Source organism: Bacillus pumilus, from assembly GCF_900186955.1.
In the GTDB taxonomy this organism is placed as follows: Bacteria; Bacillota; Bacilli; order Bacillales; family Bacillaceae; genus Bacillus; species Bacillus pumilus.
This window is the reverse complement of sequence record NZ_LT906438.1, coordinates 561,759-583,747: the sequence shown is the minus strand read 5'-3', so window position 1 is coordinate 583,747 and position 21,989 is coordinate 561,759. Positions and strand designations below refer to the sequence as shown.

Here is a 21,989-nt window from a genome sequence, read left to right as displayed (position 1 = left end):
AAGAAGATGCCCCTATTACAAGGGACATCTTCTTTTATTCCTTTTGACGCAGCACAGTATAGACACCTGCAAAGATACATAGAATGCCAATGAATGAGCGTAATCCCATTTCTTCTCCCAAAAGCAGCCAGCCAAGAACGGCACCTACGATCGGTTGAAAGAAAAAGAACAAACCGCCGCTTGAGGCATCCATTAATTGAAGCCCTCTATTCCATAAAAAGAATGCTAGAGCTGTTGAGATGATGCCTAGATAAAGAATACCGCCCCAAATCTCCGGCCTTGCCATCTGTTCCACATCTAGGTGAGGTAAACGAAATAATACAGGCGGTGTTAAAACAATGAATGCAATGATGATCGCATATGTGGTTGTCACCACCTGAGGATACTTTCCTGGAACACGTTTGAGCAAAACAGACATCAGCGCCCATGTTAAAGCAGCGAAGACCAATGAAAGACCACCGACAAATTCATCTGTCTGTACTGCAACTGGTCCAATCATGAGCCATACACCTGCTGTAGCAAGCAGGATGGATGCGCACTTTCGAACAGTCATGGCTTCTTTTAATAGAAAGAAGGCAAACAGCACCATAAACGCAGGAGTTGCAGATGTAATAACAGCCCCCATTTGTGCAGAGGTATACATCGTCCCAATTTCTTGGGTCACGATTGAAAGGAAATTTCCGATCAGCCCAATCAACACCATAAGGGGGATATCTTTTTTATCTAATCTAAAGGAATAGCCTAAGCGCCAAATGGTGATCACCAACACGACTCCTGCTACAGCATATCTCATCCAGACGAGCTCAAGTGGCGGAACAACCGCTACTGTTACTTTGACAACAACGTACATGCCGCCCCAAATACTTGCTGCGATTGCTAGGTAAAGGGCGCCTATATATTTTTCATTCATCATTTTCCCTCCGTTATTGGATATTTTGAATACCATATCCACAAACGGAGATCACTCTCCGTTATGGACGGAGGGCATTTGGAACATCATGTTCAAACAAAGGTTTGCACAGCATTGTCGTCACTCCAATTTTTTTATTTTCTGATACTTTATAACATATTCTGGATGACTTCAATCCTTTTTGCACCTTTTTTCTTTATATAATAGAAGATAAGGGGATATTGACATGCTAAATTCGTTTTCATATAGTAAGTAAAACTATAGGTCGTCACGCAGAAAAGGAGTAGAGGTCGTTGGATATTGAGGCTAGAAAACATATTCCCAGCACGGAACATGAACCATTTCTCGAGGGAATAAAAGATTGTGTGCCAACCCTGCTTGGTTATATGAGTATCGGGTTTGCCTTTGGAATTGTTGGAATTAGCGCACAGTTGAGCCTATGGGACATTGCGCTTCTAGCAATCTTTATTTACGCAGGTGCTTCACAGTTTATTATCTGTGCACTGCTTGTCACGGGAAGCCCCCTTTCCGCTATTATTCTCACTACATTTATTGTGAATCTGCGTCATTTATTACTAAGCCTGACGCTGGCTCCTCATTTTACACGCTACTCTTTAAAACAAAATATTGGATTCGGTCTATTGCTGACTGATGAATCCTTTGGCGTAGCCATGAATAAATTAGCTCAGCATGGAAAGCTGAATAACCGGTGGATGCACGGGCTGAACATAACGGCTTATTTGTGCTGGATTGCTGCCTGTATACTTGGCGGCATTTTTGGACACTGGATCTCAAATCCTGAAGCACTTGGTCTTGATTTTGCTCTTTCCGCTATGTTTGCTGCACTGCTGGTTCTTTCTTTGCAAACTGTGCCTAAAAGTAAATTAACCCATCGCCTGTCACTTGTTTTGTATATGGTCGTTGCGATGTTTGTCCTGCTTCATTTTGTTCCATCACACGTGGCTGTTCTATTAGCCACCATAATTGTCGCAACCATTGGGGTGGTGACAGATAAATGATCAGCAGTTTTATGATGTGGCTCATTCTCGGCTGTATGATTGTCACTGTGATTCCAAGGGTCGTTCCCTTTATATTTGTACGAAGTATCGAGCTGCCTGAAGTGGTGCTCAAGTGGTTATCGTTTATTCCCATTTGTATCTTTACGGCTTTAATTGCAGAGCATTTGTTCATTCATACCACAACAGGTGTCACCATTCACTGGATGTACCTTGCTGTCTTGGTTCCGACCGTCGTGATCGCTGTTTGGACAAAGAGCTTATCACTTACTGTTCTTGTAGGCGTCATGCTGATGGGGACTGCCAGATGGTTTTTTTAAAAGAAAAAGCTTAACCGCATGCGGTTAAGCTTTGTTTCATTTTACGATTCCGTATACAAATCCATCGTAACCCTTTTCACCAACAGTTTGAATGGCTGTAGCCTCTATTCTTGACTCTTGTTTGAGTAAATTGAAAAATTCACGAGTTCCTTGAACTCGCTCATCCCCATTAGAGTCATGAAGGACTGCTCCATTTCTCACGACATTGTCTGCAATAATGACTGTTCCCTTTTTTGAGAAGTGTAACGCCCACTTTAGATATTTCGGGTTGTTCGGTTTATCTGCATCAATGAAAATCAAATCGAACGGAAGCACATCCCTCTCTTTTAACTGGGCTAGCGTATCCAATGCCTTTCCTTGCAAAATGCTCACCCGTTCCGATAAGCCCGCTCTACTAATGTTTTGCTGAGCAATCTGTACATGGTGGCTGACAGCCTCTAATGTGATGAGTTCTCCATCCTCTTCAAGAGCACGCGCCAACCAAATGGTACTGTATCCACCAAGTGTCCCGATCTCTAAAATGCGCTTTGCATTCTTGGTTTTTGCTAATAAATAAAGCATTTTCCCTTGAGCTGGTGACACATCAATTTCTGGCAGGCCTGCTTGCTTATTATGAGTAAGAGCTTGCTCCAAAACATCATCTTTAGGAATCAACTTGTCTGTGATATACTCGTCAACTTTCTCCCACACTTGCTTCATCTCAACCATCTCCCTTGATCATGTCTTCTGTCTCAAGTCTACATGATGATAGCGAGCGCGTATAATCAATTCTTTTCACACATCTATTCATTTTATTGATGAAAGACATGTCATGATGGAGACATGAAGCAGTGCCATGTTTTCGGATTTACTGGTTCAGGTGATTTTTCAAATCCCCTTTTTTATCTTGAAGCTTTCCTTTGGCTTGATCCTTTTTCCCTTCTGCTTTCAGGTTTTGATGATCTGTTGCTTCGCCAAGTTTCTCTTTCAATTGACCTTTGGCTTGATTTGTTTTTCCTTTCGCTTTATCCATATGTCCTTTTTCTTCACTCATTTGTTCCACCTCCACGTTTGATACTATTCATTTAGCCTTTTTCACAGATACAAAACATCTGAGTGTGCGATCCAAGAAACTACAGCAACAAGAAAATCCAGCCAAGGTCGGCTGGATTAAAAAATAATGATCTATAAGATAGACTTAAAAGCTTTAACCTGTTTTACTCTGATCGTACTCAACCAGATCACCTAGAATTTCGTCAATCTGATTCATCATCTCAGTTTCAATTTTCACCTCAGATGCTAAAGCATTCTCCCTCACCTGTTCTGGACTAGAAGCACCGATAATTGCTGCAGAAACGTTCTGGTTTTGCAGTACCCATGCTATCGCAAGCTGAGCAAGAGTAAGATCAACCTCTTGTGCGATGGGCTTAAGCTTTTGGATCGCCTCTAAGGTGTTATTATTCATCCAGCGTTGAGCAAGGTTTTTAAAAAAAGGTTTTCCAGCAGATGAGTTAGCACGCGAATTAGTCGGAAGTGTTTTTCCTGGAAGATACTTTCCAGTAAGGATCCCCGGGCCAAAGGCGACCATACTACCTGGCCAAGTCCTTCACGCTGGCAAGTCGGTATTACATCACTTTCAATGATTCTCCATAACAAGGAGTATTGAGGTTGGCTGGCGATAAGGGGGACATTTAGCTCTCGTGCAAGCGCTGCCCCTCGAGTAATTTGTTCTGCTGTCCACTCACTTACACCAATATAGTTCACTTTACCCTGTCTTACTAGATCTGCGAAAGCTAACATCGTTTCTTCCAGAGGTGTAGTTGGATCAAACCTATGTGCATAGTAAATATCAATATAATCCGTTTGTAAACGTCGCAAAGAGGCATGACAGTTTTCCAAAATATGCTTGCGTGATAATCCTCTATCGTTTTTCCCGGTACCGGTTGGATGACATACTTTTGTACATAGTTCAATGCTCTCTCGCCGGATCCCTTTTAAAGACCTGCCTAGTATCTCTTCAGCCTTGGTGTCTGAATAAACATCAGCAGTATCAAACGTCGTAATACCAACATCAAGAGCAGCTTTCACACAATCATGGGCAGTTTCTTCATTTATCTTACCACCATGATTAATCCAGTTTCCGTATGCAAGTTTACTAATTGTTAATCCACTATTTCCAAGTTTACTATACTCCATAATAATGCCCTCCTTTTGAAAGAATACTTTCATTATAAAAAGAGGCCGTTAATATGTATAATATATATATTCAGATAAATATATATATATTTTATATAACTAAAAATATTTCCATTAAAAAACACAATAAGCAATGTTGAAATGTATAGGGGGGCATAAAAAATGGATCTGAGACAAATACGTTATTTTATCATGGTTGCTGAAGAACTAAATTTTAGCCGGGCAGCTGAACGTCTTAAAATGGCACAGCCTCCATTAAGTCAGGAAATTCGCAAATTAGAAGAAGAGTTAGGTGTTACGCTTTTTCATAGAACGAGAAGACAGGTTGAACTTTCAGATTCGGGGAGAGTATTTTTAGAAGAAGCCCGCCGTACGCTTCTTCAAGTAGATAGAACGATTAAAGCAACACAGCTTGCAGATGACGGAAGAATAGGTCATTTAACGATCGGTTTCGTTGATTCTACTGATATTGTGATTGATATTATTAAAAGGTTTCGAGAAAGTTTCCCTAACATCCATCTTGTCTTATGTGAAATGGCTACAGAACAGCAGTTAAAAGCACTATATAAGAAAGAAATTCAAATAGGATTTATTCGTTCTAACCAAAATAATAAGATACTTACCTCAGAAATTTGTTGTGAGGAATCATTAAGCTTGGTTTTGCCAGAAAATCATCCTTTAGCTTCATTTCCCAAAGTTCCAATTCATTTATTAGCCAATGAACCATTTATCATGTTTCCACGTCATCTAGGTGCAGCATTTTATGATTTAATTATCAGCTACTTTTGGGAAAATAGCATAAGTTTAAACGTAGTTCAGGAAGCTATTCAAATGCATACGATTGTGAATTTAGTTGCTGCAGGAATGGGAATCTCTGTGGTTCCATCCTCAGTAGAAAGCGTAAAACGCTCAGGGGTTGTTTATAGAAAAATCCAAGAAACTACACCAAAAGTAAATTTATATGTTTCATGGAGACAAGATGAAACATCAACCGTCGCTGACCACTTTTTAACAGTTGTGAGAGAAGCCTATTTAAGTTCTCAGTCTAAATCATGAAAATCCAGCCAGCGTCAGCTGGATTAAAAAATAATGATCTATAAAACAGACTTAAAAGCTTTCACCTGCTATGTACACGTTTCAGGTATGATAGACATAATAGAAAGAAAGGTTGGTGTTCTATGATGATCTCTGAAAACATATTCACCGTTCGTGACTTGACCTATCGGATTCGGTCTGCTGCAATTGGCGATGCCAAGCAGTTATCAGCGCTCAGGCTGAAAATTGATGGTGAAACAGAATATTTAGACCGTGAACCAGGCGAAGCCTTTCTTCATGAAAAAGATTTTGAGGTGTTGATTCAAGAGGATACCAAACAAAGCAGGCATTTATTTTTGGTCGCTGATATTGAAGGAGACATTGTTGGTTTCTCAAGATGTGAGGGACATTCACTCAAGCGCTTTGCTCACAAAGTGACTTTTGGCGTTGCCATTCAAAAGGATGCTTGGGGCTATCACATTGGCAAAGAGCTTTTAGCCGCTTCTATTGGCTGGGCTGATCAGCAAGGCATCCAGAAGATGTCACTTCAAGTGCTAGAAACGAACCAAAAAGCCATTCGGTTATATGAGCACCATGGCTTTCTGATTGAAGGGGTATTAAAAAATGATAAACGTCTGGCAGATGGACTTTATTACAATACTGTTGTGATGGGCAGGCAGCGGCCAAGCTTCTGACTACTTACATCACATAACCCCATACCATTGAAATCGCACTGTATATTAGAAGCAGCCCCATGACATACTGGAACGGTCTTTCATAAGCAGTCAAAAAGCGCTTATACAAAGAGCCAAATAGGCTCCAGCTAAATGTACCGAGAAATCCAATAAGTGCGAGAATCAGCGTCCATATGACATACTGCATATTCGATTGTCCATATGGCAAAACAAATGTTGAAATCACAGTCAATCCATACAAGATCGCTTTTGGGTTGATAAATTGCAGCATCATACCAGGGACAAAATGATTGTAACGATCAAGTGTTTCGTCATCCCCGCCTTTACTTTTCATGATTTTGACCGCTAAATAAATCATGTATGCAGCTCCGATGAACGCCATGACCCAGCCTATTTTCGGCATCACTTGATAAAGAATGATATTAAAGAAGCAACTCAAACACAAAATAACGAGAAATCCGATACCCACACCTAAACAAAATCGAAATGTTTGCTTGACCCCATATTTATTCGTAAAGACCATGGCCATGATGTTGTTTGGCCCTGGGGTAAAGCTGCTCACAAAAGCATAGATCAACATAGAAAGAATCATAGTTGCCGCCTCCCTTGTACGTTATTAAGACTTTAATTACTTTATTGCGTATGTTACGTTTTATTGTAACGTTCGGTCTTTATAAAGTAAATAGAGAAAGGAGTTTTTTTCATGGAAGATGTACAATCGATTATTTCTAAAAATGTGAGGCTTCTTAGAGACCAAAAGAAATTAAGCCTCGAAAAGATGGCAGAATTAACAGGTGTCAGCAAAACCATGATTGGACAAATTGAAAGAGGAGAATCAACCCCTACCATCACGACTTTATGGAAAATCGCCAACGGATTAAAGGTATCTTTTAGTGAGCTCATTCACGCACCACAGCCTGAAATCAAAGTAGTACGCAATGAAGATGCACAGATTTTAACGGAAGATGATGGGCGATATCGCGTATATACGACTTTTCCTTTTGATAACCGGGGGAAATTTGAAGTGTACCGAGTAGAAATTGATCCTGGCGGGTCGCTGCATGCAAATGAACACATTGGTGGGACAGAGGAATTGATTACCGTTTTTGAGGGAGCGCTTGATATATCCATTGGAGATGAGCAATACAGCTTAAACGCCGGCGACTCCATTCGTTTTAAAGCGGACCGTACGCATGCATATAAACAAACCGGAGAACAAATGGTCCGGCTGCAAATGATTCTTTATTATCCTCATGAAAAAAGCTGACAGGCTTGTCCACCTGTCAGCTTTGCATTTTATTTAATTAAATCCTGGATCGCGTACCACTGTTCCAGTAAATGTGACACTATATTTTCCTAATCCCAATTCTTTAATAGAGGTTTGTTTTAAAATACCGACCCAGCCATCCTCTGCATATACAATACTTTCTGGGATATTTGATGTCGTATATGTTCTTGTTACTGAAACAGTTCGACTGGCCTGAGCCGTTATTTCACTGTTTGTTTGCTCCTTTGCTTCCACTGGAGCAGTTGTGACCCCAGCACCCGTTAAGACAATTGCTCCAACTAAAACAGAAGACATGACCTTTTTCATAAAAAAATCCCTCCCTTTTTTTGTAGAACATAATAACCATACCATAATTCAGTACTTATATAAGATATTTTTTCATTTTTTTGAAAATTATGATATGATTGTCTTATGTTGGATAGAGAGTGTTTTATACTTCTGTGCTTTTATCCTCATCTCATTCCGTCAAACAATTGTGAACGGAGGTGATTTCATGAAAAAATGGCTCATCTGTTTTCAACTTGTTTTTCTCTTCACCTTGACGACCACACCACTTGCTTCTGCTGCTTCATGCCCTACAGTGAAACCTTGTGTCATTGATCCTTAAGCATCAAAAAGGTCGATCAAGCCTATTCACTTGATCGACCTTTTTCGTTATGCTTGCTCTGCTTCCCAGCGGGCAACCTCTTCTCTTACTTTAGGAGCGACTTCTTTTCCAAATAGCTCAATGGCTTTTAATACTTGATCATGCGGCATTGAACCAACTGGTACATGAAGCATAAAACGTGTGATTCCTACATTTTTTCTTAGGTGAATCACTTTCTCTGCCACTGCATCTGAATCTCCTACATACAGCGCGCCTTCTAACGTTCTCGCTGCATCAAATGTAGAACGAGTATAAGGTCCCCAGCCTCGCTCTCTTGCTAACGTATTCATCACATGCTGTGTGGAAGGGAAGAATTGGTCTGCTGCCAGTTCTGTTTCTTCAGCAACAAATCCATGCGAATGTGAAGCCACGGTTAATTTCTCAGGGTCATGTCCAGCGTGCACTGCCGCTTGCTTGTACAGCTGAACGAGCGGTGCGAACTGTCTAGGACTTCCGCCAATGATGGCAAGTACTAAAGGCAGTCCCAATAATCCAGCACGTACGACAGATTCACGGTTTCCTCCACTGCCGATCCAGATTGGAAGCGGATCTTGAACAGGTCTTGGGTACACCCCAACATCCTGAATAGCTGGGCGATGCTTTCCGCTCCATGTGACACGCTCAGACTGCTGTAATTTGAGCAACAAATCAAGCTTTTCTTCAAATAATTCTTCATAGTCATCAAGGTCATAGCCAAAGAGCGGGAATGATTCAATAAATGAACCACGGCCTGCCATAATTTCTGCACGCCCGTTTGATAGTCCATCTAGCGTTGCAAAATCCTGAAAGACACGAACAGGATCTGCTGATGAAAGGACTGTCACTGCACTTGTCAGGCGGATATTCTTTGTCTGTGTTGCTGCAGCCGCTAAGACAACAGCGGGATTCGATGCAGCGAAATCTTGTCGATGATGCTCACCTACGCCAAATACATCGAGACCGACTTGATCTGCTAAAATAATTTCTTCGACTACTTCTCGAATACGCTGTGCGTGACTGACTGTTTTTCCTGTTTGAAAATCAGGTGTTGTTTCTACAAATGTACTAATTCCTAGTTCCATGAGTGGAACCCCCTATCTTATAAATATGTCACAAATTCAGAGACAGGCTTTCGGTAGCCTCTCGGTTGTCTGCTCTCTACTTTTTCTTTTCCTAGTGTGATCATTAACACAGGAACCAAATCCGAATCGATGTTGAGCACCTTTTTCATTGCTTCAGGGTCAAAGCCGATCATTGGGCACGTGTCCCAGCCCTTGTTTTTGGCGGCGAGCATAAATAGCATCGCAGATAATGAAGCATTGCGGATTGCCTCTTCTTTCTGAAAATCCGCTCCTCTCTGTTCATAAAAGCTCATCGTCTCTCTGACCATTTCTTCGTATTGCTGCGTGTTTAAAATGCCAAGCATTTTCAGACCTTCATAAATGTTCGCCGCTTGCTGATAAGCCTTTGGGTCTCCCAGTACAATGATCGCTGCTGAGGCGGAATGCACTTTATATTGTCCAAATGCGGCTTCTCTTACTTGTTCTTTGAGACCTTCTGTTTGGACGACGACATATTGTGTGTGCTGTAAGTTAAAAGCAGATGGTGCCATTTTGACCTCTTCAAAAATGCTGTTAAGCTCTTCTCTCGATATCGAGATATTTGGCAAAAAATTTGATGCGGATCGTCTTTCACGTACCAATGTATCAAAGCTGAGAGTCATCTTGTTTCCCCTTTTCGTGAAGTTGTTTTGCACCTAAACCGACTTTTTTTAATAATTCAATGAGCTGTTCTTTTTCTTCTTTTTCAATAAAGGATAGGTTTTGTGAAATGACATCTGTGTGTTTAGGAAAAATGTCGTCAAACAATTGCTTTCCTTTTTCCGTCAGTAATACATGAAATACACGTTTATCAGAGGGCGCACATTGCCTTTTCACGAGCTCTTGTTTTTCTAGTTTGTTCACGACATATGTCATACTTCCACTTGGGATTGACAGGATGTCGCTGATTTTTTGTACGGGATGTGGCCCCTTACTATAAAGCAATTCAAGGATCTGAAAGTTTTCAAATCCGATATCATAACGTTCAATGTCTGTTTGAATATTTGTAAAAAGAGCTTGATAGGCTTTCATCCACACGCGGAATAGCCTTAAGTCTAATTCATGTTCATGCTGCACCATGGCAACTACTCCTTTTTTAAGAAATCCTAAAACTAGGATAAATTTATCCTAACACTAGGATATATGATTGTCAACGAGTTTGTTTCATAAAAAAAAGACCACCTCAAATCAGTGATCTTCTTCTTTTAAGACAAAATGCAATTCAGCTATCTGCTTGTATTGTTTGACTTCTTTTAATGAAAACCTGGATTCTATATCCGCTGGGGAAAACAGGGGAATGCCTCTCCCAATCATGACAGGAGCAATTTGAAGATAAAGCTCATCAACCAATCCTGCTTTTATGAAAAACTGAAGCAGTTCCCCGCCGCCGACAATCCAGATATGCTGACCTTCTTCATGTTTTAATTTTTTCATAAAAGATAAGATATCTTCACGAATGATATGGGTTCCTTTCAAACTGTCTTGTAAAGTACGTGACATGATATAACATGTCTTTCCTTCATAAGGAAACTCATCTGGTGACAGCTGTAGAACCTGCTCATATGTATTTCGCCCCATGATCAGCGTATCAACTGACGCATAAAAGTCATCATACCTCGTTTCTTCTTCGCCCTCTGTTCCTATTAACCAATCGAGCCTGTGATCCTCTCTCGCTAAATAGCCATCGATACTCATTGCCCCATAAAAAAGCAGCTTCCTTTTCTGACTCAATTCCATCACTCCCTTATCTTAAATGAGAACATATATTCTATTTCGATTGTATCAGAAAGAAAAGACAAAGTATACATGGATTTTTCATCATCCGTTTTCATGCCTTCAACACCGTGATTCACTAAGGTATCCTCTTCAAGTAATGATATAATAAAATCAGTTCAATCAATGATCATACTTGGAGGAGAAACTGATGATACGACGACTTGATCATATCGTGTTGACTGTACAACATATGGAGGACACCATTCGCTTTTATACAAACGTATTAGGAATGAAGGAAGAAACCTTTGGAGAAGGCCGTAAAGCGCTTCGTTTTGGTTTACAGAAGATCAATCTTCATGAAGCTGGTCATGAATATGAGCCGGCAGCGGCTCACCCACTTCCAGGCTCTAGTGATTTGTGCTTTATCACCGATTTAGATATGGACAGTTTGCTGCTGCACCTTCGCAAGCAAGTCGTTCCTATTGAAGAGGGACCCGTCAGGCGCACAGGCACATTAGGTCCGGTTGAATCTGTTTATATCCGTGATCCTGATCTGAATTTAATTGAAATATCTCGATATATAGAGGAGGGTGATCCGTCATGACCCGCTTATTTTTGAGACCGATTGAAGAACAGGATTATCCGGGGATTCAAAGAGGATGCCAGCATGCAGAAACACTTTACATGACTGGCACACGCAAAACGTTCACACTAGAAGAAATTCGTTCAGCCTACACCCGATTTTTACAAGATGACAGCAGACGAGATTTCGCCATTTGTCTGTTAGACACGAAAGAAATGATTGGGGATGCGGCGATTGTGGATATTGATTTAATCAATCATACGGCAAGCTTCCGCATTGCGCTTCATGGACCAGAACATTTCCAAAAAGGCTATGGCACTGAAGCTGTCCGAATGGTTCAAGCATTCGCCTTTGAGACGTTAGAACTCAATCGCCTTGAGCTCGAAGTCTTTTCCCACAATCCGAGAGCCTTCAGAAGCTATGAGAAAGCCGGATTTCAATATGAAGGAAAAAGACGTCAAGCGCTTTATTTCAATGGTACCTACTCAGATGTGATCATCATGGGCATCCTTCGTGAAGAATACAATCAGATGAACAGTGGAGATGCCCCTGCTTAAGAAGGGACATCTTTTTTTAAAAATTGAATCGCTGTGACGATGATCAAACAAATCATGGAAGAGAGAACGATAGAGACGCTTGATATACTAAGTGCCATGCCTTCCCATCTGCCAATGAAGAAACTGGCTATCAATAAAACCAATCCAAATAGAATGAAGCATATAGGGAGGATCAGCCCCGCATGACGGTTTCTGCCTCTTCTCCCTGCCCACCATGAGAGACATAATACAACAATTGTAAAAATAGCGGTTTGCAGCCAAAACATGTTGTTTCAACTCACTTTCTCTTTTTTTATTTTATGACGATGGAGGTACTTCCAATGAACATGAGACCCATTGAGCAAAAAGACAACCCGTATATCGCAGCGATTATCCGCCAGTCACTAGAATCGGCGAATCTGGCGATTGAAGGAACCGCCTACACTGATCCCCACCTTGACCAGCTGTTCGAATACTATCAATCATTGACTCATGCAGCCTATTGGATTGCTGAAGAGAATGGCGATATTATGGGCGGCGTTGGCATTGCTCCATTTACTAACGAAATATGTGAATTACAAAAGCTTTATCTGAGTCCAAAGGCACAAGGAAAAGGTGCGGGCAAAAAACTGATGGATACGGCGCTGCAATATGCCTCTACATACTATGAAGCATGTTATTTAGAAACCCGCCAGGAATTAACTGCGGCTACAGGCCTTTATCAGCGATATGGCTTTTCTCTTCTTTCAGAACCGATTGAAGGCTCTGAGCATTCTGCAATGGATGCTTGGTATCTCAAAACCTTCTCATCATGAGCTGTAAAACAATCGATAGGTTTTTGTCCGCTGAAAGCCTAACTTTTCTGCCAGTTTGATCGAAGTTAGGTGATGGACATCGCAATCCCAATGCGGTGTCCTCTTATTTTCAAGACAACTCTTGATCATCAGCTGACCTGCCAGCTGCGCTAAACCTTTCCCCCGGCAGGCTTCCTCTGTCCAAATATCTATCTCCACACGATCTTCACTTGAAAAAATGGAGACACATTCACTCACCACGTTCTCACCATCTAAGATAGCAACTCCGATTCCTTTTGATAGGAAGCGCGCCGCTCTCCCCCAATAGGCTTCGTAATAGCTAGGAGGAAAAGCCCTGCTTGCCTTGATCACCTGTTCATTTGTCCGCTCTACTCTGTAGCCTGAATGAGTCGCAAGAACATAAGATTTTGCTTGCGAAAAAACGTACGCATGTCTTTCCATCTCATTCAGATGTGACCCAAGACATTTTTTCATCATCACATCTGTTGATTGATTCGCTGAAAATACGGTAAACCGGCCATTTTGTCTTCTCTGCCTTTCGTAAACATCCACAATGAACGCCGAGCAGTGTGACAACTCCTCCTCTCTCTTCCCTGCAACATAATAAATGCCGCATGCTGTTTCGAGAAAATAAATACGAGGGTGCACTGCATCATCTACATAAAGATCCCCTTGTATAAAACCATCCATGACCGCATCTACAAACACTGGATATGCCGGATCGATCTGGCGAATTCCTTCTTTTATCGATGCTGTCCTTTGCTTTTCCAAAAGATGCATGGCGCCCCCTTTTCCAAACATGTTCTTTTTTTCCATTATATATAAAAAAATGCGCGCATGCAGTGACTCTTTGCAACAAGAATTGTTATGCATCAAAATCAAAAAATGGCACAGGCATTGAATCGTCTGAAGCCACAGTCATAAAAAAAGAGACCTCACTCAAGGTCTCATTTCTGTTATTCTGCCGCAGGCTCTTCTGCCTTCCCCTTCCAAATAAGGGTTAAGCCTAATCCGAGAAATAAGACAACACCTGCGAATAGAAATGGGAAATGTATATTTTGATCGAATAAAATCCCGCCAAGGGCTGGGCCGAAAATCGTACCTAGGCTTGTGTAGGTAGAGTTCATCCCTGCGACAAATCCTTGTTGATTGCCAGCGATTTTTGATAAGAAGGTCGTTAATGCTGGACGCAATAAATCAAACGCTAAGAAAATCACACATGTGACAATGAGGACTACCATAAAGCCTGAGACAACAGTTGAAACAAAAGCAAGCACCGCTCCGACAATCAAGCATAGCTGAATGACTCTTTTTTCCCCAAGGGTATTTACGAGTTTTCCAAACACCAGCACTTGGATGATGACTGCCACAATCGAGCTGACCGTAATAATCACCGCAATATCTTTTGGACCAAATCCAAACTTATGATTTGTAAACAGGCTGAAGACCGTTTCATACGCAGACAGTCCAAACGCGAGGACAAACACAATGATAAAAGCGATGAGATAGCTTGGATGGATCGATTTTTTCAAATCCTTAAAGAAGGTGGATTCCTTCACTTGATCCATCTGCTTCGCTCGCTCTTCTTTTGTTAATGGCTCCTTTAGCAAAAGCATAGACGAAATGACAGCTATAAAGGCAATCCCTGCTGCAAAGAAGAATGGCAGGCGTACGCCGTATTCTGCGATAAATCCACCAATCCCAGGACCAATAATAAAGCCGGTACTAATGGCCGCTGACACATATCCCATTGCCTTTGATCTTTCTTGAATGGTCGTGATATCAGCGACATAAGCAGTGACAGCTGGCATGATAAATGCCGCACTAATACCGCCTAGCAGCCTTGCAAAATACAGCACATACACGTGTGTCCCAAGACCGAAGACAAGTTCTGATAACGCAAATAGAAATAGTCCTGACACAATCATAATCTTTCTTCCATAACGGTCTACCCATCTCCCTGCAATAGGTGATGCAATGAGCTGAGCCACAGCAAATGCCGCCACAAGGTATCCCATCGTACTCCCTGTTAGATGCATCACATTCATGAATAGCGGCATGACAGGAATAATAAGACCAATGCCTAAAAACGCAATAAATATGTTACTTAATAAAATAACGAGTACAGCTTTTTGCTCACGAATCGGTTTTTGCATGATGTTTGTTTCCCCTTTATTGATTCAATTGTTACTCATGATGGTTGATTCCGTGAATAATCAATGAGATCGCTTGTTTTTGTAATTCTTTTTTCTCTTCGATTGGATCATTTTTATACAACACGTCTAATCCGTAAAAAACGGATAATAATATTTTCACCGTTGACTCGACATGCTGGATCGACCAGCTGCCATCTTTGTTACCTTTAAGTATGATGTCTCTCATCACATCATCAAAGTCGACATCAATCTTGTTCAGCCGTTCCATGACCTCGTCTGATGTAAAGGCACTTGCACAAAATTCCTCACTTGCTCTCATTAATGGGTAGTTAATGCCCATTTGACTGAGCAGCTCTGCAAATCCTGCGAGCTGATCAATGGCCTGGTGCATCGTTTGTTTTTCCTGATGCCACGTCTCCATCATCAAGAGGTGATCCTCTTCCATGATATGAAGGAACAAAAACTCTTTTCCTTTAAAATGGTGATAAAGATTGCCTTTACTAACTTCAGCCGCCTCTAGAATATCTCGCACAGATGTTTCTGAATATCCCTTTTTTGCAAATAAATCACGTGAAGCGGTGACGATTTTTTGCTTCGTCTTCTCGCTCTTTTCAGCCCCGCTTTGTGTACTTGTCATCTTTCACAATCCCTTCTATTTTGCTTTTCTTCATCAGGAAAATTCAAAACCGACCAGTTGGTTTATTTTTTTATTATAAATGGATCTTATTCAAAATACAATGAAAAAGTCATCGAAACAATCACTTATGCCCTTTCTTCATTTAAATTACCTTAATATTTAACTTCACTTAACTATAAACATTGCCTATAATGGAATAGAGGTGATGTCATTGGATGCAGAAATCATTCATTACAGTAAAAAAATCATTGAATACTCGAATGCACTAGGCTCCATCTATGTAGAAGAGTATCAACGATTTTTAAAACATGAATATGCAGATTTATCAGCCAAACAAGAACTGACACTTGAATTATTACGGACAAAAACAAGAACAATCAACGAACTAGCTGATTACTTTTCAATTTCGGCAAGTGCCGCTAGCCAGCTTGTATCAAAGCTTGAACAACTTGGCTATGTCAAACGAGAAATTAATCCACATAACCGACGGGAAATCATTGTTGATTTTGCTCAAAAGGGTCATGACTTTCACAAGAATACAGAAGAAATTCAATTGCACCTCATTCAAAAATATTATGCAAAGCTTCCAAAAGAAGATTTAAAAACATTATTGTCTCTATACGAAAAAATCTATCAGATTGCGAAAGAAGCGCTTTAATACGGTGTTTCTTTCTCCAACATTTAAGTTAGATAAACTATTAAGGAGATGAAAGTATGGATAGCATTCTTTTAAAAGATGGTCGTCATATTGGTTTGTGTGAATACGGGGATCTTGAAGGGTTTCCAGTATTCTTTTTTCATGGAACTCCTGGATCAAGAGTGATGTTTTTAGATGATGACCCCATTTCTAAAGAGCTCGGTGTTCGTCTCATCTGTTTAGACAGACCAGGATTTGGTTTATCTACCCCTCAACCTGACCGTACGATTTTAGATTGGGCAAAAGATGTGTTGGAAGTAGCAGATCATCTCGGCGTTCACCATTTTTCAGTGATGGGTGTATCTGGAGGCGGCGCATTCGCTGCTGGCTGTGCTTATCAATTGCCGAATCGAGTCCTTTCAGCCGCTCTGATTTCAAGTACAACGCCATTTCAAAACGGAAAACCGCCTAAAAGTATGCTCAAAGAAAACAAATTGGCTTTTTTCCTCAGTAAGAAGTTTCCTTGGCTATTAAGAGCAAGCTATCGTTCCCAGAAGAAAATGATTGAGAACAAACCAGAGAAATTTAAGAAGCTGGCTAAAAACGGGAACAAGCATTTACATCCGTGGGACCGTCAATTCCTTCAAACCGATGAGCAGTTAGAGATGATGATGACACATTTACACGAAGCCACTCGTCAATCGGTGGATGAATGTATTCATGAACCAGATTTACTCTCGCGTCCGTGGGCATTCGATATGAAAGATATTCAAATCCCAGTTGATGTATGGCATGGAAAAGAAGATTCCATGGCTCCGTTTGTCGAAATAGAAAAAATGGCTCCTAACATTCCAAACGTCAAAACCTATTATATCGATGAAGCGGGACATTTTCTTACGGATGTAGACGATATTTGGCGAGATATTTTACTCTCTTTAAAAACACGTGCAGAAGAGCATCATCAGGAGCACGTATAAAAAAAGACCCGAAGCTTCGGGTCCCTTTCTTCATTAATACTTTTCATAATATGCCTGCACTTTACTTGGATCTTTTGTCTTCGTTAGAGCGAGCATAAGCAGAATGCGTGCTTTTTGTGGATTCAATGAATCCGATGAAACAAAGTGATGTTCATCATCCATTTTTTCATGGGTCACAATTCCATTTCCTGCACGGCTTGATCTCACGAGGACCACGTCTTTCTTCACGGCATCTGTTGCCCCTTTGATGGCTTCTGTTGACATCGTTCCATTTCCGGCTGCGGCAACGACAATGCCTTTCGCTCCTGCTTTTACTGCTGCATCATACATGTATTTTTGATCATTTTGATAGCCGTATAAAATATCGACTTGTGGTAATTCTTTTATGTTTGATACATCAAATTCACTTTCAGACGTATGTTTTCTTGTTGGTTCGTTATAAAAGGAAACCACTTCACCAGCAATTTCTCCAATGTAGCCTTGCTCAAGAGACTTGAAGGAATCGGTTGTGGTCGTGTTTGTCTTTGTAATAAATCGAGCTGATGCAATTCGGTCATTTAATGTGACCATGACCCCTTTGCCTTTGGCTTCTTTTGTGGATGCAATTTTCACAGCATGATACAAGTTCAGCGGGCCATCCGCACTGATAGCAGACGCTGGTCTCATTGAGCCAACGACCACAACTGGCTTATCACTTTTGACAACCAAATGTAAAAAGTAAGCGGTTTCTTCAAGTGTATCTGTTCCATGTGTGATGACAATCCCATCGACTTGATCATCGTTTAAGAGTTTATTGACTCGTTTGGCTAATTTTAAAAGAAGAGCATCATCCACATTTTCACTGCCTACGTTCGCCACCTGCTCACCTGTTACGTTTGCAATATCCTTGAGCTGAGGAACTGAAGCAATGACTTTATCGATGCCAAGTGAACCAGATTTATACCCTGTCGTATCTGTATCACTGTCTGAACTGCCAGCAATCGTCCCGCCCGTCGCTAATACCTTAATATTAGACAAGGACTTATTACCTGTTTCTACGGCTGTCGTTTTGTCTTTTGATTCCTTAGATGCGGTTTCGTTTTCGCTTTGATTTTTCTCTTGGGTACTTGTATTGGCACAAGCTGCTGTCGACATTAATAAAACAGAAAGAAGGACAGCACCTAACCATTTTGTTACGTTCATTCGATCATCTCTTTTCTTAAATGTGATGGATTCAAAGCTAGGTCTCTTTCTATAGGATTTACTTTATACCATTCCTTCATTCATCAGCATGAGGCGAAAGATACAGAACCAAATAAAGGTAAAAAGGGTATTATTACACTTATTTTTTTACATCTAAATTCCTAACTTTACTTTTTAAAAAGGAGTATTGAGGTTGTTCAATTAAGAATAGTAAACGATGCTAGATCATCAATTTATGATAAAATATAGTAAATTTTACAAAGCCAAAGGCTTTCCATCCTCTTTATCTAACTGGAAGCTCAGCATCTATACCTATCGTCATCATGAGCAGTCTCATCTACTGGATCTTTGATTCTTTGCTTTATCAAAGAACGCATGAAAAAAACACCTAATGTGAAGGTGTTTTTAGCTGCTCGAGTATATGTTCACAGTGATCTAAATACGCTTGGCTAAGCAGGAAATCTTTCGGTGTAGCGATCGCTGCTAATGTGATCAGGGCATTGGAATGGTGAATGAGCGGATTCAGCATTGAATGCTCTACGTCTCTTATTGTTTGAATATGCAACCATTGAGGTGCTACTTCTTTCTCGTAGATCCTTTTTGTTTCAGCGGAATCTACGTTTCGGTCATTTTGTGCCAAAACCAAATAGATCGGTGATTGGATGCGCTTGATATCTGAAGTGGCATCGGCTTTCATGTTCTTTTGAATGAATTCATAACGATCTTTTGTCATCTCTTGATCGTCCGTTTTCTTTTGATATGTGCGAAAAGCCGCGCCTTCTTCTAATAATTTGTTTTGCTCATCTTCTTTTTTGAGTGTTTTTTGAATTTGTTCTTGAGATGCATCCGCTTCTTTTAATGTTTGAAGTGTATTGTACCTTCCCTGTCTCATCCAATTGACAGCAGGCCCGACAAGGATGGAGGCTGTGATATCGGTTTGATCTGTCATTACTTTTGGGATCACCCAGCCCGCTTGGCTTGCTCCCCATAAGATGATTTGTTTTGATTGAAGATTATGCTCTTTTTTCGCCCATTTGATCACATTCTCTACTTCCTTTGCACGATCATCCATGGATTGATGCAGCCAGTTTCCTTCTGATTGACTCACCCCGGGCTTATCCCATGATATAGACGCATAGCCTTGCTTTGCAAAGCGTTCCATTATAGGTCTGTATCCTCCGTCATATGTGGCATTTTGTGGACCATCTCCGTGTACAAAAAGGACAATTCCTTTTACCGACTCCTTCTTAGGTGTTGTGACGATACCTGATAATGTCCCATCCACAGTCTCCATGACGACTCCCTTTTCATTCATAGCAAAGCTGTTTTCATAAAATACAAATGCTGTGATACAAATGAATGCCGCTGCAGCGATGATCAGCCAAATCCTTTTTTTCAATTTCTATTCCCCGCTCTCTGTTCAACTGTGTACACCATGGAATCTTGGTACGTGACAGAGACTGGTACATTCTCATATAAGATCATATAAGAAGGCTGGTCAAACGGAGCTTCGTGTAGAAAAGCCTCAATTTCTTCAATGACTTTCTTTTCATCCCCGGCTAAAAAACTTTTGACCGCGTAAGAACCAGCATCCAGTCTCACATCGTAATCCTGTTCATTTGATACATAATAAGAAATGGTTGAGTCATCTTGCAGATTGATCACATAATATCTCTCCTCAAAAAGAGACAGATCCAGCTCTTTTTGGTGAACGATTTGTTTAAAGTCGAGCTCTGTTTCAGTCTTTAGAAGATGATCTGGGATCTGTTTTAAATAACGAATTGGCCGATCTTGAGTCGTTGTTTGATTAAGCTGAAGGCTGTTTTGAATCGACAGCATATGCTCCAGACGCTGTTTCACTTCACTCAATTCCTGTAATTGCTTCTCGACCTGATCCAGCATACCTTGATAGGACAGAGTCATACCGGGTTCTTTCGAAAAGCTCTCGCTGATATCTTTTAAAGAAAACCCCGCCTTTTTTAAGAAGAGGATTTGATAAAGGGTGTAAATTTCTTTTTCATCAAATAATTGGTACCCATTTTGAGCGACCTTCGCAGGGCGGACGAGATCCTGTTCTATATAATGACGAAGCGTATACTTTGTGATGTTTAATAGCTTACATACTTCTCCACTTGTTACATACGTCACTAGATTCCCTCCTTGTGTACACATTCTAAACCATGTGGTTACCACACAGTCAATCATGCCATAAAAAAATCACCGAGGACATCTTCCCTCAGTGATGTGTCATTTCTATTTCATACTTGGACCAGCATGTGAAAAAATCGGATCTTTCAATTCAAAATCAAATGTCTTGCCGTCAACAATACCGACTGTTTTTTCATGGTCATAAAGCTCAAGCAGACAAGCTGCCATTTCTTTTGATGTATGATATTTCTTGATATTGCCTTCATATTCGAATTGATCTACATCTAATGAACGCTTTGCAAATTCTGATTCTGTTGCAGAAGGTGCTAATATTTTCGCCTGTAACTTAGCTCCCTTTTCTTTCAACTCTAGTGCCAGTCCTTCTGTAAAGGCACTCACGTAAAACTTCGTGGCCGAATAGGTGACGGCATTGCCGACGACTGTATAGCCCGCTCTTGAAGAAATGTTTATCAGCTGAGCCCCTTCTACTTGCTCATAATCACGAACAAATAAAGTGGATAAAATCGTTAAGGCTTCGATATTCAGATGAAGCATATCCCCAATTTTACTTACATCCTGTTCTCCTATCGAGCCGAAATGGCCGAATCCTGCATTATTAATGAAGGTGTCGAGCTCATATTCAGCCAATGATTCATAAAATGAATACACTTGCTCCATGTCGGTTAAATCGACAGACTGTATATTTACTTTGATATCGGGATATTGATCAAGAATCTCCTTCTTCAGTTCTTGGAGTTTCTCGAGCCGGCGTGCAGCTAAAATAAGGTTTTTGCCTCGTGCTGCAAAGGCCAGTGCCGCCTCATATCCAATACCTGAACTTGCTCCTGTAATGACTGTATAGTTCATTTTATATCCCCCTATGAACGTCTTCTAACTAGTTAAATTATAACGACAGCACTTTGCTCTAGTCAATTTTGAAGAGAATCACAGGGGTGACTTGTCTAGCTTCATTCATCATGTTGGAGGATGTCATGTTGAGATTTTTTTGTTAATTTGTGAAAAACCAATTGGTAGGAATGTTCGATTAACTCCTCTACAAATGAAGCTGGAATGTCTGCATCAAGGTAAATGGAATTCCAATGAGTCTTATTCATATAATAGCCCGGAATAATCCCCTCATGCATCTCTCTTAGTTCTTCAGCACGTTGAGGGTCACATTTTAAAGTGATAACAGGCTTTCGATTCGCATCTCCGCCCATCATAGCAAACATCTTTCCACCAATATGATATCGATCTGCCTGCCATTCTGGCTGATAATCATGGGTGACTCCTTTTAAAGAAAGACAAAATGCCTGTAGATTCTCTTTTTCCATTAGATTCGCTCCTTTTTTAAGTCTACTATTCTTTCTATTATATCGACTATAAAGGCATATATCTGATCTTTTTCATTCACTTCACAACAATAAAGCACAGGCCC

28 protein-coding genes and 1 pseudogene are annotated in these 21,989 nt (G+C 40.7%); 10 read left to right on the top strand and 19 right to left on the bottom strand.

Annotation, left to right across the window (positions count from 1 at the left end; translation table 11 throughout):
* Nucleotides 1-34: 34 nt before the first annotated feature.
* Entirely contained in the window at nt 35-910 is an 876-nt protein-coding gene (locus tag CKW02_RS02930; protein ID WP_034620208.1) for a DMT family transporter, read from the bottom strand.
* A 293-nt stretch (nt 911-1,203) separates the two neighbouring features.
* Between CKW02_RS02930 and CKW02_RS02925 the strand changes: the two genes are divergently transcribed.
* Nucleotides 1,204-1,929, top strand: a complete 726-nt coding sequence (locus CKW02_RS02925; protein ID WP_003214127.1) for an AzlC family ABC transporter permease — start codon at nt 1,204-1,206, stop codon at nt 1,927-1,929.
* Entirely contained in the window at nt 1,926-2,246 is a 321-nt protein-coding gene (locus tag CKW02_RS02920) for an AzlD domain-containing protein (protein WP_003214160.1), read from the top strand. The genes CKW02_RS02925 and CKW02_RS02920 overlap by 4 nt, the downstream gene beginning before the upstream one ends.
* 36 nt (nt 2,247-2,282) lie before the next feature.
* Here CKW02_RS02920 and CKW02_RS02915 read toward each other — a convergent pair whose 3' ends face one another.
* From CKW02_RS02915 to CKW02_RS02905, 3 genes and pseudogenes are all read right to left on the bottom strand, one after another.
* Nucleotides 2,283-2,945 (bottom strand): O-methyltransferase, encoded by a 663-nt coding sequence (locus CKW02_RS02915; protein ID WP_003214446.1) that lies wholly within the window; start codon nt 2,943-2,945, stop codon nt 2,283-2,285.
* Nucleotides 2,946-3,093: 148 nt separating this feature from the next.
* Nucleotides 3,094-3,279 (bottom strand): CsbD family protein, encoded by a 186-nt coding sequence (locus CKW02_RS02910; RefSeq protein WP_003213978.1) that lies wholly within the window; start codon nt 3,277-3,279, stop codon nt 3,094-3,096.
* Between the two features lie 153 nt (nt 3,280-3,432).
* Nucleotides 3,433-4,421 (bottom strand): annotated as a pseudogene (locus CKW02_RS02905) (aldo/keto reductase family protein).
* Nucleotides 4,422-4,583: 162 nt separating this feature from the next.
* Between CKW02_RS02905 and CKW02_RS02900 the strand changes: the two are divergent.
* Both CKW02_RS02900 and CKW02_RS02895 read left to right on the top strand, forming a co-directional pair.
* Nucleotides 4,584-5,477, top strand: a complete 894-nt coding sequence (locus CKW02_RS02900; protein ID WP_034620209.1) for a LysR substrate-binding domain-containing protein — start codon at nt 4,584-4,586, stop codon at nt 5,475-5,477.
* A gap of 122 nt (nt 5,478-5,599) precedes the next feature.
* Complete coding sequence (locus CKW02_RS02895) at nt 5,600-6,151, top strand: GNAT family N-acetyltransferase (RefSeq protein WP_095117749.1); 552 nt, start codon at nt 5,600-5,602, stop codon at nt 6,149-6,151.
* Between the two features lie 4 nt (nt 6,152-6,155).
* Here the strand turns inward: CKW02_RS02895 and CKW02_RS02890 are convergent, their stop codons facing one another.
* On the bottom strand, nt 6,156-6,743 hold the full coding sequence (locus CKW02_RS02890) for a LysE family transporter (RefSeq protein WP_003214091.1): 588 nt from the start codon (nt 6,741-6,743) through the stop codon (nt 6,156-6,158).
* A 111-nt stretch (nt 6,744-6,854) separates the two neighbouring features.
* Between CKW02_RS02890 and CKW02_RS02885 the strand changes: the two genes are divergently transcribed.
* On the top strand, nt 6,855-7,418 hold the full coding sequence (locus CKW02_RS02885; protein WP_003214401.1) for a helix-turn-helix domain-containing protein: 564 nt from the start codon (nt 6,855-6,857) through the stop codon (nt 7,416-7,418).
* Nucleotides 7,419-7,451: 33 nt separating this feature from the next.
* On the opposite strand, the gene CKW02_RS02880 is transcribed toward CKW02_RS02885, so the two are convergent.
* The 5 genes from CKW02_RS02880 to CKW02_RS02860 all read right to left on the bottom strand — a co-directional run bounded on the left by CKW02_RS02880 (nt 7,452) and on the right by CKW02_RS02860 (nt 10,895).
* Nucleotides 7,452-7,745, bottom strand: a complete 294-nt coding sequence (locus CKW02_RS02880; RefSeq protein ID WP_003214005.1) for a hypothetical protein — start codon at nt 7,743-7,745, stop codon at nt 7,452-7,454.
* Between the two features lie 348 nt (nt 7,746-8,093).
* Nucleotides 8,094-9,146, bottom strand: coding sequence for an LLM class flavin-dependent oxidoreductase (locus CKW02_RS02875; RefSeq protein WP_003214049.1), 1,053 nt, complete (start codon nt 9,144-9,146; stop codon nt 8,094-8,096).
* Nucleotides 9,147-9,163: 17 nt separating this feature from the next.
* Nucleotides 9,164-9,787, bottom strand: coding sequence for a nitroreductase family protein (locus CKW02_RS02870; RefSeq protein WP_003214133.1), 624 nt, complete (start codon nt 9,785-9,787; stop codon nt 9,164-9,166).
* A complete protein-coding gene (locus tag CKW02_RS02865; RefSeq protein WP_003213943.1) occupies nt 9,771-10,244 on the bottom strand; it encodes a MarR family winged helix-turn-helix transcriptional regulator in 474 nt (157 codons plus the stop codon). Before CKW02_RS02865 ends, CKW02_RS02870 begins: the two co-directional genes overlap by 17 nt.
* Before the next feature lie 108 nt (nt 10,245-10,352).
* Nucleotides 10,353-10,895, bottom strand: coding sequence for a dihydrofolate reductase family protein (locus CKW02_RS02860; protein WP_003214351.1), 543 nt, complete (start codon nt 10,893-10,895; stop codon nt 10,353-10,355).
* A 193-nt stretch (nt 10,896-11,088) separates the two neighbouring features.
* Here CKW02_RS02860 and CKW02_RS02855 point away from each other — a divergent pair, with 193 nt between their 5' ends.
* Together CKW02_RS02855 and CKW02_RS02850 are read left to right on the top strand one after the other, a co-directional pair.
* The gene (locus tag CKW02_RS02855; RefSeq protein WP_003214262.1) at nt 11,089-11,484 is read left to right on the top strand and encodes a VOC family protein; all 396 of its coding nucleotides are present in this window, start codon (nt 11,089-11,091) and stop codon (nt 11,482-11,484) included.
* A complete protein-coding gene (locus CKW02_RS02850) occupies nt 11,481-12,020 on the top strand; it encodes a GNAT family N-acetyltransferase (protein WP_003213822.1) in 540 nt (179 codons plus the stop codon). Before CKW02_RS02855 ends, CKW02_RS02850 begins: the two co-directional genes overlap by 4 nt.
* Here the strand turns inward: CKW02_RS02850 and CKW02_RS02845 are convergent.
* A complete protein-coding gene (locus CKW02_RS02845) occupies nt 12,017-12,286 on the bottom strand; it encodes a YesK-like family protein (protein ID WP_003214041.1) in 270 nt (89 codons plus the stop codon). The genes CKW02_RS02850 and CKW02_RS02845 overlap by 4 nt on opposite strands.
* A gap of 54 nt (nt 12,287-12,340) precedes the next feature.
* Between CKW02_RS02845 and CKW02_RS02840 the strand changes: the two genes are divergently transcribed.
* Nucleotides 12,341-12,814, top strand: coding sequence for a GNAT family N-acetyltransferase (locus CKW02_RS02840; protein WP_003214094.1), 474 nt, complete (start codon nt 12,341-12,343; stop codon nt 12,812-12,814).
* On the opposite strand, the gene CKW02_RS02835 is transcribed toward CKW02_RS02840, so the two are convergent.
* The 3 genes from CKW02_RS02835 to CKW02_RS02825 form a co-directional block, all read right to left on the bottom strand.
* Nucleotides 12,809-13,594, bottom strand: coding sequence for a GNAT family N-acetyltransferase (locus CKW02_RS02835; RefSeq protein ID WP_003213992.1), 786 nt, complete (start codon nt 13,592-13,594; stop codon nt 12,809-12,811). The two genes, CKW02_RS02840 and CKW02_RS02835, sit on opposite strands and share 6 nt — an antisense overlap.
* 176 nt (nt 13,595-13,770) lie before the next feature.
* Nucleotides 13,771-14,970, bottom strand: a complete 1,200-nt coding sequence (locus tag CKW02_RS02830; RefSeq protein ID WP_003214403.1) for an MFS transporter — start codon at nt 14,968-14,970, stop codon at nt 13,771-13,773.
* A 31-nt stretch (nt 14,971-15,001) separates the two neighbouring features.
* On the bottom strand, nt 15,002-15,607 hold the full coding sequence (locus tag CKW02_RS02825) for a TetR/AcrR family transcriptional regulator (RefSeq protein ID WP_003213833.1): 606 nt from the start codon (nt 15,605-15,607) through the stop codon (nt 15,002-15,004).
* 205 nt (nt 15,608-15,812) lie between these two features.
* On the opposite strand from CKW02_RS02825, the gene CKW02_RS02820 reads away from it, so the two are divergent.
* A complete protein-coding gene (locus CKW02_RS02820) occupies nt 15,813-16,265 on the top strand; it encodes a MarR family winged helix-turn-helix transcriptional regulator (protein WP_034620211.1) in 453 nt (150 codons plus the stop codon).
* A gap of 56 nt (nt 16,266-16,321) precedes the next feature.
* On the top strand, nt 16,322-17,221 hold the full coding sequence (locus tag CKW02_RS02815) for an alpha/beta fold hydrolase (RefSeq protein ID WP_003214294.1): 900 nt from the start codon (nt 16,322-16,324) through the stop codon (nt 17,219-17,221).
* Between the two features lie 33 nt (nt 17,222-17,254).
* Here CKW02_RS02815 and CKW02_RS02810 read toward each other — a convergent pair whose 3' ends face one another.
* From CKW02_RS02810 to CKW02_RS02790, 5 genes are all read right to left on the bottom strand, one after another.
* On the bottom strand, nt 17,255-18,403 hold the full coding sequence (locus CKW02_RS02810) for a type II asparaginase (RefSeq protein WP_003214267.1): 1,149 nt from the start codon (nt 18,401-18,403) through the stop codon (nt 17,255-17,257).
* Between the two features lie 388 nt (nt 18,404-18,791).
* Nucleotides 18,792-19,802: an alpha/beta hydrolase family protein gene (locus CKW02_RS02805; protein WP_003213932.1), complete on the bottom strand. Its 1,011-nt coding sequence runs from the start codon at nt 19,800-19,802 to the stop codon at nt 18,792-18,794.
* Nucleotides 19,799-20,551, bottom strand: coding sequence for a helix-turn-helix domain-containing protein (locus tag CKW02_RS02800; RefSeq protein ID WP_003213924.1), 753 nt, complete (start codon nt 20,549-20,551; stop codon nt 19,799-19,801). Before CKW02_RS02800 ends, CKW02_RS02805 begins: the two co-directional genes overlap by 4 nt.
* A gap of 105 nt (nt 20,552-20,656) precedes the next feature.
* The gene (locus tag CKW02_RS02795) at nt 20,657-21,418 is read right to left on the bottom strand and encodes an SDR family NAD(P)-dependent oxidoreductase (protein WP_003214140.1); all 762 of its coding nucleotides are present in this window, start codon (nt 21,416-21,418) and stop codon (nt 20,657-20,659) included.
* A 101-nt stretch (nt 21,419-21,519) separates the two neighbouring features.
* Nucleotides 21,520-21,885: an MmcQ/YjbR family DNA-binding protein gene (locus tag CKW02_RS02790; RefSeq protein WP_003213869.1), complete on the bottom strand. Its 366-nt coding sequence runs from the start codon at nt 21,883-21,885 to the stop codon at nt 21,520-21,522.
* Nucleotides 21,886-21,989 lie beyond the last annotated feature (104 nt).

Excerpts from the sequence above, each read along its gene's own strand:
- CKW02_RS02890 (WP_003214091.1), bottom strand. The coding sequence starts at position 6,743 with ATGATTCTTTCTATGTTGATCTATGCTTTTGTGAGCAGCTTTACCCCA.
- CKW02_RS02820 (WP_034620211.1), top strand. The coding sequence starts at position 15,813 with ATGTCATTGGATGCAGAAATCATTCATTACAGTAAAAAAATCATTGAA.
- CKW02_RS02915 (WP_003214446.1), bottom strand. The coding sequence starts at position 2,945 with ATGAAGCAAGTGTGGGAGAAAGTTGACGAGTATATCACAGACAAGTTG.
- CKW02_RS02795 (WP_003214140.1), bottom strand. The coding sequence starts at position 21,418 with ATGAACTATACAGTCATTACAGGAGCAAGTTCAGGTATTGGATATGAG.
- CKW02_RS02830 (WP_003214403.1), bottom strand. The coding sequence starts at position 14,970 with ATGCAAAAACCGATTCGTGAGCAAAAAGCTGTACTCGTTATTTTATTA.
- CKW02_RS02885 (WP_003214401.1), top strand. The coding sequence starts at position 6,855 with ATGGAAGATGTACAATCGATTATTTCTAAAAATGTGAGGCTTCTTAGA.
- CKW02_RS02790 (WP_003213869.1), bottom strand. The coding sequence starts at position 21,885 with ATGGAAAAAGAGAATCTACAGGCATTTTGTCTTTCTTTAAAAGGAGTC.
- CKW02_RS02880 (WP_003214005.1), bottom strand. The coding sequence starts at position 7,745 with ATGAAAAAGGTCATGTCTTCTGTTTTAGTTGGAGCAATTGTCTTAACG.
- CKW02_RS02870 (WP_003214133.1), bottom strand. The coding sequence starts at position 9,787 with ATGACTCTCAGCTTTGATACATTGGTACGTGAAAGACGATCCGCATCA.
- CKW02_RS02845 (WP_003214041.1), bottom strand. The coding sequence starts at position 12,286 with ATGTTTTGGCTGCAAACCGCTATTTTTACAATTGTTGTATTATGTCTC.
- CKW02_RS02815 (WP_003214294.1), top strand. The coding sequence starts at position 16,322 with ATGGATAGCATTCTTTTAAAAGATGGTCGTCATATTGGTTTGTGTGAA.
- CKW02_RS02850 (WP_003213822.1), top strand. The coding sequence starts at position 11,481 with ATGACCCGCTTATTTTTGAGACCGATTGAAGAACAGGATTATCCGGGG.
- CKW02_RS02855 (WP_003214262.1), top strand. The coding sequence starts at position 11,089 with ATGATACGACGACTTGATCATATCGTGTTGACTGTACAACATATGGAG.
- CKW02_RS02825 (WP_003213833.1), bottom strand. The coding sequence starts at position 15,607 with ATGACAAGTACACAAAGCGGGGCTGAAAAGAGCGAGAAGACGAAGCAA.
- CKW02_RS02920 (WP_003214160.1), top strand. The coding sequence starts at position 1,926 with ATGATCAGCAGTTTTATGATGTGGCTCATTCTCGGCTGTATGATTGTC.
- CKW02_RS02910 (WP_003213978.1), bottom strand. The coding sequence starts at position 3,279 with ATGAGTGAAGAAAAAGGACATATGGATAAAGCGAAAGGAAAAACAAAT.
- CKW02_RS02930 (WP_034620208.1), bottom strand. The coding sequence starts at position 910 with ATGAATGAAAAATATATAGGCGCCCTTTACCTAGCAATCGCAGCAAGT.
- CKW02_RS02810 (WP_003214267.1), bottom strand. The coding sequence starts at position 18,403 with ATGAACGTAACAAAATGGTTAGGTGCTGTCCTTCTTTCTGTTTTATTA.
- CKW02_RS02840 (WP_003214094.1), top strand. The coding sequence starts at position 12,341 with ATGAACATGAGACCCATTGAGCAAAAAGACAACCCGTATATCGCAGCG.
- CKW02_RS02865 (WP_003213943.1), bottom strand. The coding sequence starts at position 10,244 with ATGGTGCAGCATGAACATGAATTAGACTTAAGGCTATTCCGCGTGTGG.
- CKW02_RS02835 (WP_003213992.1), bottom strand. The coding sequence starts at position 13,594 with ATGCATCTTTTGGAAAAGCAAAGGACAGCATCGATAAAAGAAGGAATT.
- CKW02_RS02895 (WP_095117749.1), top strand. The coding sequence starts at position 5,600 with ATGATGATCTCTGAAAACATATTCACCGTTCGTGACTTGACCTATCGG.
- CKW02_RS02900 (WP_034620209.1), top strand. The coding sequence starts at position 4,584 with ATGGATCTGAGACAAATACGTTATTTTATCATGGTTGCTGAAGAACTA.
- CKW02_RS02875 (WP_003214049.1), bottom strand. The coding sequence starts at position 9,146 with ATGGAACTAGGAATTAGTACATTTGTAGAAACAACACCTGATTTTCAA.